General features: G+C 69.3%; 7 protein-coding genes. 2 read left to right on the top strand and 5 right to left on the bottom strand.

Going from position 1 to position 7,719, the window contains the following annotated elements; genetic code table 11:
• The first annotated feature begins 154 nt into the window (after positions 1 to 154).
• Positions 155 to 952, top strand: coding sequence for a hypothetical protein (locus ABZ345_RS46030; RefSeq protein ID WP_359861870.1), 798 nt, complete (start codon positions 155 to 157; stop codon positions 950 to 952).
• Here the strand turns inward: ABZ345_RS46030 and ABZ345_RS46025 are convergent, their stop codons facing one another.
• Genes ABZ345_RS46025 through ABZ345_RS46005 form a run of 5 tightly spaced genes read right to left on the bottom strand, consistent with a single transcriptional unit; the run spans position 953 to position 5,001 of the window.
• Positions 953 to 1,687 carry an ABC transporter permease gene (locus ABZ345_RS46025; protein ID WP_359861868.1) on the bottom strand — a complete coding sequence of 245 codons (735 nt, stop codon included), beginning with the start codon at positions 1,685 to 1,687 and terminating at the stop codon, positions 953 to 955.
• Entirely contained in the window at positions 1,684 to 2,406 is a 723-nt protein-coding gene (locus tag ABZ345_RS46020) for an ABC transporter ATP-binding protein (RefSeq protein ID WP_359861866.1), read from the bottom strand. Before ABZ345_RS46020 ends, ABZ345_RS46025 begins: the two co-directional genes overlap by 4 nt.
• A gap of 34 nt (positions 2,407 to 2,440) precedes the next feature.
• Positions 2,441 to 3,466: a ferrochelatase gene (locus ABZ345_RS46015; RefSeq protein WP_359861864.1), complete on the bottom strand. Its 1,026-nt coding sequence runs from the start codon at positions 3,464 to 3,466 to the stop codon at positions 2,441 to 2,443.
• Positions 3,467 to 3,485: 19 nt separating this feature from the next.
• Complete coding sequence (fabI, locus tag ABZ345_RS46010; protein ID WP_359861862.1) at positions 3,486 to 4,253, bottom strand: enoyl-ACP reductase FabI; 768 nt, start codon at positions 4,251 to 4,253, stop codon at positions 3,486 to 3,488.
• Positions 4,254 to 4,296: 43 nt separating this feature from the next.
• Positions 4,297 to 5,001: a beta-ketoacyl-ACP reductase gene (locus ABZ345_RS46005; protein ID WP_359861860.1), complete on the bottom strand. Its 705-nt coding sequence runs from the start codon at positions 4,999 to 5,001 to the stop codon at positions 4,297 to 4,299.
• Positions 5,002 to 5,109: 108 nt separating this feature from the next.
• Here ABZ345_RS46005 and ABZ345_RS46000 point away from each other — a divergent pair, with 108 nt between their 5' ends.
• Positions 5,110 to 7,680 carry an FAD-binding and (Fe-S)-binding domain-containing protein gene (locus ABZ345_RS46000; protein WP_359861858.1) on the top strand — a complete coding sequence of 857 codons (2,571 nt, stop codon included), beginning with the start codon at positions 5,110 to 5,112 and terminating at the stop codon, positions 7,678 to 7,680.
• The last annotated feature ends 39 nt before the right edge of the window (positions 7,681 to 7,719 follow it).

The following is a 7,719-nucleotide window of genomic DNA, read 5'->3' as shown; positions in this document are numbered from 1 at the left end:
TCAGAAGGGTGTTCAGGTCGGTCCTCACAAACTGATCTTGAACACCCTTCGTCCGTCTCCAGACACCGCCTGGATTTAGGACTTACTCGTCTAGGTGTCTCGGATCAGGCACACCGGGTGGGGCTCACACGGCCGGGCCACGTAATCTCGTCCCGTGTCCTGTGCGAGTGCCACGCTGGTCGTGTGGACGTCGGGATGGCTGCACGGTCTGGCCGCCTCCGACGACGTCCTCGACGCCCTGCACACGTGGGCCGAGCAGCACGAGGTGGTGGCCGACGACGACGGCACCGCCACGGCGCTCGACCTCCCCGGTCCCGACGAGGCCCCCGTGGGGCCCGCCCTGCTGCTGGCCGCCCTGCGGCGCGCGGGCGCGACGTCCGCGCGGCTGGCGTTGCCGGTGCCCGGTGACGTGCGCGGCCTGGGCGGCAAGGGCCCGCTCTCGACGTGCGCGCTGCGGTCCGGTGAGGCTCTCGTGATCCCGTCCGTGCACATCGGCCTGGTGCCGAAGATCGTGGCCGACGGCGTGATGCGCTGGACCGTGTTCGACCTGCCGTCGTCCAACGGCCTGGAGCACATCCCGATCGGTGAGGCCGAGCACGGCCTGGGTGCCGCCCTGCGCGAGGCCACCGCCGCCCTGGCGTCCCTCGACGTGGCCAAGCACCGCCCGAACGTGCGCAAGGAGATCGCCGACCTGGCCGCCGAGAACTCCGCCCTGCCGTGGCCGGCCGCGATGCCCCCGCGCGCTCTGCGGGTGCTGCAGCGGGCCGCCGAGGTGGACGCGATCCTGTCCGTGGCGCGCTCGGACGCGCCCGGCGGTGCGATGTCGGCGTCGGCGATGAGCGCACGGACCGATGCGCTCAAGCCTGTGTCCGAGGCCGTGCGACGGGCACGGTGCGCGGCGGTCGACGAGGCCGTGCGCGTGCTGGCCGACACGGGTGCCGGCCGGCACTGATCAGGGCGTGCGCCTGCGCAACGTCACGGCGCCCAGCACCAACGCGAGAAGTCCGCACGCCGCCACGATCGCGAGGTTGCGCACCAGTTCTGCGGTGATGTCGCTCGACGTCGTCACCGCCGTGAGCGCGTCGACCGCGTACGACAGCGGCATGACGTTGGACAGCCATTCCAGCACCGGCGTCATCGCCTCACGCGGCGAGAAGAGCCCGCACAACAACACCTGCGGCATCACGAACAACGGCATGAACTGCACAGCCTGGAATTCGGTGCGGGCAAAGGCGCTCGCGAAGAGCCCGAGAGCCGTGCCCAGCAACGCGTCCAGCCCGGCGATGACCACGAGCAGCCACACCGAGCCGCCGATCGACAGCCCGAGCCACGTGAGCGAGATGCCGACCGCGACGAGGACCTGGACCAGCGCCACCACGCCGAACGCCAGCGCGTAGCCGAAGAGCAGGTCAAGCTTGCCGATCGGCATCGTCATGAGCCGTTCCAGCGTCGCCGTCGTGCGCTCGCGCAACGTCGTGATCGACGTGACGATGAACATGATCGCGAACGGGAAAACGGCCAGCAGGGCGGGAGCGGCACGGCTGAAGGCGGCTTCGGAGTTGAAGACGAAGCGCAGCAGGATGAGCAGCAACGACGGCATGAGCACCATCAGGGCGACGGTGCGGCGGTCGTGACGGAACTGGTTCAGGATCCGCGCGGTCGTGGCGAGCAGGATCGAGGTGTTCACGCCGCCTCCTTCGCCCGCACCAGGTGCAGGAACGCCTGCTCCAGGTCGCCAGTACCGGTCGCGGACAGCAGCGAGGCAGGTGTGTCGTCGGCGAGCAACGCGCCGTCACGCATCAGCAGCAGCCGCTCGCAGCGGGCGGCTTCGTCCATCACGTGGCTGGACACCAACAACGTGACACCGCGCGAGGCCAACGAGCGGAACAACGTCCACAGCTCGTCACGCAGCAACGGGTCCAGCCCGACCGTCGGCTCGTCGAGCACCAACAGTTCAGGCTTGCCGAGCAACGCGACGGCCAAGCTCGTCCGCGACAGCTCGCCACCGGACAAAGAGGACACGAGCTGCGACTCGTGGCCGCCCAGCCCGACCTCGTCGATCACGCGCTGAACGTCGGACCGGGGCGCGCGCAGCACCGCGCAGAAGTAGCGCAGGTTCTCGACGACGCTCAGATCGGCGTACACCGAGGGGCTCTGGGTCGCGTACCCGATCCGGTCGCGCAGGCCGGGGCTGCCCGCGGACGAGCCCAGGACCGTGACCGACCCGCCGGAGACGATCTGCACGCCCACGACCGACCGCATCAGGGTGGTCTTGCCGCAGCCGGACGGGCCCAGCAAGCCGGTGACACTGCCCCGCGGGATCGTGCAGCTCACATCCCGCAGGACCAGACGCTTGCCCCGGTACACCCGGAGCCCGGTGACCTCGACGGCCGCGGAACTGGTCATGCGACCAATTCTTCGCCCGTTGAAAAAGCCCTGTCTAGGCTCGGACCGGCCTCTTGACCGGTTCGCAACACAACGGCGCACACGGCGCGCCGTTCACCGTGCACCCCGCGACGGTGAACGAGGACAGCTTCCGGGCCGGGACACCCTCGAGGTGCTCCGCGACCAGCTCGACCACGAGCTCGGCGAAGCGCGGGTCGGAGTTCGGGGTGGCGGCGCGGGCGAACTCCATGCCGAGCTCGACGCAGCGGTCACGGGCCTCGGTGTCGAGATCCCAGACGACCTCGAGGTGGTCGGACACGAACCCGATCGGGCACACGACCACGCCGGTGACGCCCTTGGCGTGCAGGGCGTCGACGTGGTCGACGATGTCCGGCTCGAGCCACGGGATCTGCGGCGGGCCGGACCGCGACTGCCACACCACGTCGTACTCGGTGATGCCCAGCTCGGCGGCGACCAGCCGGGACGCCTCGACGACCTGGCGCGAGTAGCGGTAACCGCCCTCCTCGGGAGGTCCGGCGGCCTTGTCCGCGGACACCGGCACCGAGTGCGCGGTGAAGACGAGCCGGTACGAACCCGACAAAGTCTCCGCAGCCGCACGAACGCCGTCGGCGAACGCTCCGATGAACAGCGGGTGGTCGAAGAACTGGCGCAGCTTCACCAGTTCGGGGCCGTCGGGAACGGCCGCCAGCGCGCGCAGGATGTCCTCGTCGTACTGACGGCACGCGGAGTAGCCGCCGTAAGCGCTCGTCGGGAACACCAACGCGCGCTTGATCCCGTCCGCCTTCATCTGGGCGACGGTGTCCTCGACCATGGGATGCCAGTTGCGGTTGCCGAAGTAGATCGGCAGCTCGAACCCGGTGGCGCGCACCGCGTCCATGGCCTCGTGGTTCAGGCGGTTGATCGGCGACACGCCGCCGAAGTGCTGGTAGTGGGCCTCGACCTCGTCCAGCCGCTCCGGCGGCACGCCACGTCCGCGAACCACGTTCTCGAGGAAGGGGCGGACGTCCTCAGGACCTTCTGGGCCGCCAAAAGACAGCCACAGCAGCGCGTCGAAACTCACCGCCCCATCAAATCACGACTCACAAACCGAGGAAGTGCACGCCTCCGTCGACGAACACCATCGAGCCCGTGGTAGCCGGAAACCAGTCGGACAGCAGGCCGCAGACCGACTTCGCGACCGGCGTCGGGTCGTCGACGTCCCACGTCAGCGGCGCCTTCTCGCCCCACATCTTCTCGAGCTCCGCGAAGCCGGGGATCGACTTGGCGGCCATGGTGCGCACCGGGCCGGCCGAGATCAGGTTCACGCGGATGCCGTCCGGGCCGAGCTCGCGCGCCATGTAGCGGTTGATCGACTCGAACGCCGCCTTCGCCGCGCCCATCCAGTTGTAGGCGGGCCACGCCTGACGGGCGTCGAAGTCGAGACCGACGACCGACGAGCCGTGCGACAGCATCGGGCGAACGGCCTGCACGAGCGACTTGTACGAGTACGCCGAGACGTGCATCGCGACGGAGACGTCCTCCCACGGTGCGTCCATGAACGGCGCGCCGAGACAGCTCTGCGGGGCGAAGCCGATGGCGTGCACGACACCGTCGAGGCCGTCGACGTGCTCACCGACGCGCTCGGCCAGCGTGTCGAGGTGCTCCTGGTTCTGCACGTCGAGCTCGACCACGGGCGCGGGCTTGGGCAAACGCTGGGCGATGCGCGTGACGAGGCTCATCCGGCCGAACCCGGTCAGCACGACCTCGGCGCCCTGCTCCTGGGCGACGCGTGCGACGTGGAAGGCGATCGACGCGTCGGTGATCACACCGGTGATCAGCAGTCGCTTGCCCTCGAGCAGTCCGGTCACTTGATCCAACCCTTTCGCAGTAGACAGCCGTAGTTGAGAAAGCTCAGTGGCCCATGCCGAGGCCGCCGTCGACCGGCAGCACGGCACCGTTGATGTAGCCGGCCTCGTTGGCGGCGAGGAACGTGACGGCGCGCGCGATCTCTTCGGCCGCACCGTATCGACCGGCCGGGATCTGCTTCAAAGCGGCTTCACGGACGGCCTCGGGCAGCTCTGCCGTCATGTCCGTGCTGATGAAACCGGGCGTGATGACGTTCGCGGTGATGTTGCGCGAGCCCAGCTCCAGCGCGATCGAACGCGCCATGCCGACCATGCCCGCCTTGGACGCGGCGTAGTTGACCTGGCCCGCGCCGCCGGTGAGACCCACGACGGACGAGATGAAGACGATGCGGCCGAACTTCTTGCGCAGCATGCCGCGGGAGGCGCGCTGGGCGAACCGGAACGCGCCGGTCAGGTTCGCGTCGACGACCTGCGTGAACTGCTCCTCGCTCATGCGCAGCAACAGCGTGTCCTGGGTGATGCCCGCGTTGCAGACCAGCACCTCGACGGGGCCGTGCGCGGCCTCGACCTCGGTGAACGCGGCGTCGATCTCCTCGGAGTTCGTCACGTCGCACTTCACGCCGAGCAGGCCTTCGGGAGCCCCGGACCCGCGGTGCGTGACCGCGACCTTGTCGCCCTGCGCCGCGAACGCCTGCGCGATGGCGAGGCCGATACCGCGGTTGCCTCCGGTGACCAGAACGGACCGACTCACTAGCTCTCCCTGCAATCGCTGCTGGTTGACCGGGTGAGGCTATCGGCTACCGGCAGGTAGACCGGCATCGGCGGAGCCATGTCACACCCAGCCAGGCATGATCGGGTGATGCGGGCCTTTCTCGATCAACTCCGCCGTGACGTGGACGGTGACGTCCTCGACGACCCGGCGAGCCGGGCCCTGTACTCGGCGGACGCGTCGAACTACCGCCACGTGCCCCGTGTGATCGTCCGTCCACGCACGACAGACGCCGTGGTCACGGCCGTTGCGCTCGCCGCGGAACACCGCGTGCCGATCACCAGCCGCGGCGCGGGAACGTCGATCGCGGGCAACGCGACCGGCACCGGCCTGGTGATCGACTTCAGCCGGTACCTGAACTCGATCGAGGTCAGCGGAGACCGCGCGTTCGTGCAGCCCGGCGCGGTGCTCGACCGCGTGAACTCGTTGACCGGCGACTACATCTTCGGGCCGGACCCGTCCACACACTCGCGTTGCACCATCGGCGGGATGATCGGCAACAACGCGTGCGGCGCGCACTCGGTGAGGTGGGGCAAGACCAGCGAGAACGTCGCGAACCTGACCGTGCTGACGGTCGACGGCCGCCGGTTCGACACCTCCAGCCCGCCCGCGCTCGCACTGCCGTCGTTCGACCCGGCGTGGTTTCCGCAGCTCAGCCGCCGGGTCAGCGGGTACGCGCTGGACGCCCCGACGCTGACCCAGCAGCTCGTCGGCACCGAAGGCACCTGCGTCGTGCTGCTGGGCGCCGAACTGAAGCTGGTGCGCCGCCCCGAACGCCGCGTCCTGGTCGTGCTCGGCTTCGCGGACACCTACGACGCCGCCGACCAGGTCACCCAGATCGAGGACGCGCTGGCGGTCGAGGGCATCGACGAGGCACTGGTCCGCAGCGTCCGCACCCGCCCTGACCTGCCAGAGGGCCGCAGCTGGCTGTTCGTGGAGGTCGAGGACCACCCCGAACGCGTCGCGAAGATCACCAAGAACTCGATGATCATCCACGACCCCGCGCACCAGCGGGCGCTGTGGCGGATCCGCGAGGACGGCGCCGGGCTCGCCACCCGCATGCCCGACGGCGGCGAGGCGTGGTCGGGCTGGGAGGACGCGGCCGTGCCACCCGAACGCCTCGGCACCTACCTGCGCGAGTTCGACGCCTTGCTCGCGCGGCACGGCAGGCGTGGCATCACTTACGGCCACTACGGCGAGGGCTGCCTGCACGTCCGCATCGACTTCGACCTGGCCGACGGCTACCGGGAGTTCCTGCAGGACGCGGCAGACCTGGTCGTGAGCCACGGCGGTTCGTTGTCCGGCGAGCACGGCGACGGCCAGGCGCGGTCCGAGCTGCTGAGCCGGATGTACCCGGCGGAGGTGCTGAAGGCGTTCCAGGAGTTCAAGCACGCGTTCGACCCCTCGAACCTGCTCAACCCCGGCCGGATCGTCGAGCCGCTCAAACTCGACGACGACCTGCGGATTCTCGTTGCGCCGCCGCGAATTCCGACGCGGGCGGAGTTCGCGAGCGACACGCGCCGATGCGTCGGCGTCGGCAAGTGCCTGAACACCAAGGGCGGCGTGATGTGCCCGAGCTACCGCGTCACGCGCGAGGAGAAGCATTCCACTCGTGGGCGCGCACATCTGCTGTTCGAGATGCTCGCGGGCGACGTGATCAAGGACGGCTGGCGGTCGTCCGAGGTCGCGGAGGCGCTGGACCTGTGCCTGGGCTGCAAGGGCTGCAAGCGCGACTGCCCGGTCGACGTCGACATGGCGAGCTACAAGGCGGAGTTCCTGCACGAGCACTACAAGGGACGTCCGCGGCCGCGGTCGCACTACGCGATGGGCTGGCTGCCGACGTGGCTGAAGTACGGGCTGGTCAACCGTTTCACGGCGAAGCTCGGCAGCTTCGCCGGGATCACGCCGGAACGCTCGTTGCCCACTCCGACCACTCCCCTCGTCCGTCAGCTGCACCCGCTCGGCAAGGGCGATCCGGTGCTGCTGTTCCCCGACACGTTCACGAACTTCTTCGAGCCGGGCATCGGCCTCGACGCCGCCACCGTCCTGGCGCACCTGGGAAACCACGTCGAGATCCCGTCCGCGAACGTCTGCTGTGGACTGACGTGGCACTCCACCGGACAGCTCCCGAAGGCCCGCCGCGTCGTCGAACGGACCGCACGCGCGCTGCTTCCGTGGACGAGCAAAGGTGTGCCGGTGATCGGGCTGGAGCCGAGCTGCACGGCGTTCCTGAAGACCGAGGCCCCGAAGCTGTCGCAGGATCTCGCCGTGCAGGCACTGGCCAAAGCCACCCAGACGTTCGCCTCGTACGTCGCACCGAAGCTGCCGTCGATGGAAGGTGCGCGCGAAGCCGTCGTGCAGACCCACTGCCACCAGTACGCGGAACTGGGCTTCGACCCTGACCGCGAGGCCATGGCCAAGGCCGGTCTGAAGCCGACGATCGTCGAGGGCTGCTGCGGCCTGGCCGGCAACTTCGGGTTCGAGCAGGGCCACTACGACGTGTCGATCGCGTGCGCCGAGCAGGACCTCTTGCCCGCCATCAGGGCCAACGAGGACGCGCTGGTCATCGCCGACGGCTTCAGCTGCCGCACGCAGATCCGCCACACCACGGACCGCAAACCCGTCCACCTGGCCACCGTGCTCGCCACGCTCCTGGTGTGATTTACCGCCGACTAACCGGTCCCGTTCACTGTCGTGCGC

Source organism: Lentzea sp. NPDC005914 (assembly GCF_040629405.1).
Lineage (GTDB): Bacteria > Actinomycetota > Actinomycetes > Mycobacteriales > Pseudonocardiaceae > Lentzea.
Note: the sequence above shows the minus strand (reverse complement) of the source record. Positions and strands in the feature narration are given on the sequence as shown.

Coding starts and splice junctions, on each gene's coding strand:
- ABZ345_RS46000 (WP_359861858.1), top strand. CDS start 5,110: ATGCGGGCCTTTCTCGATCAACTCCGCCGTGACGTGGACGGTGACGTC.
- ABZ345_RS46020 (WP_359861866.1), bottom strand. CDS start 2,406: ATGACCAGTTCCGCGGCCGTCGAGGTCACCGGGCTCCGGGTGTACCGG.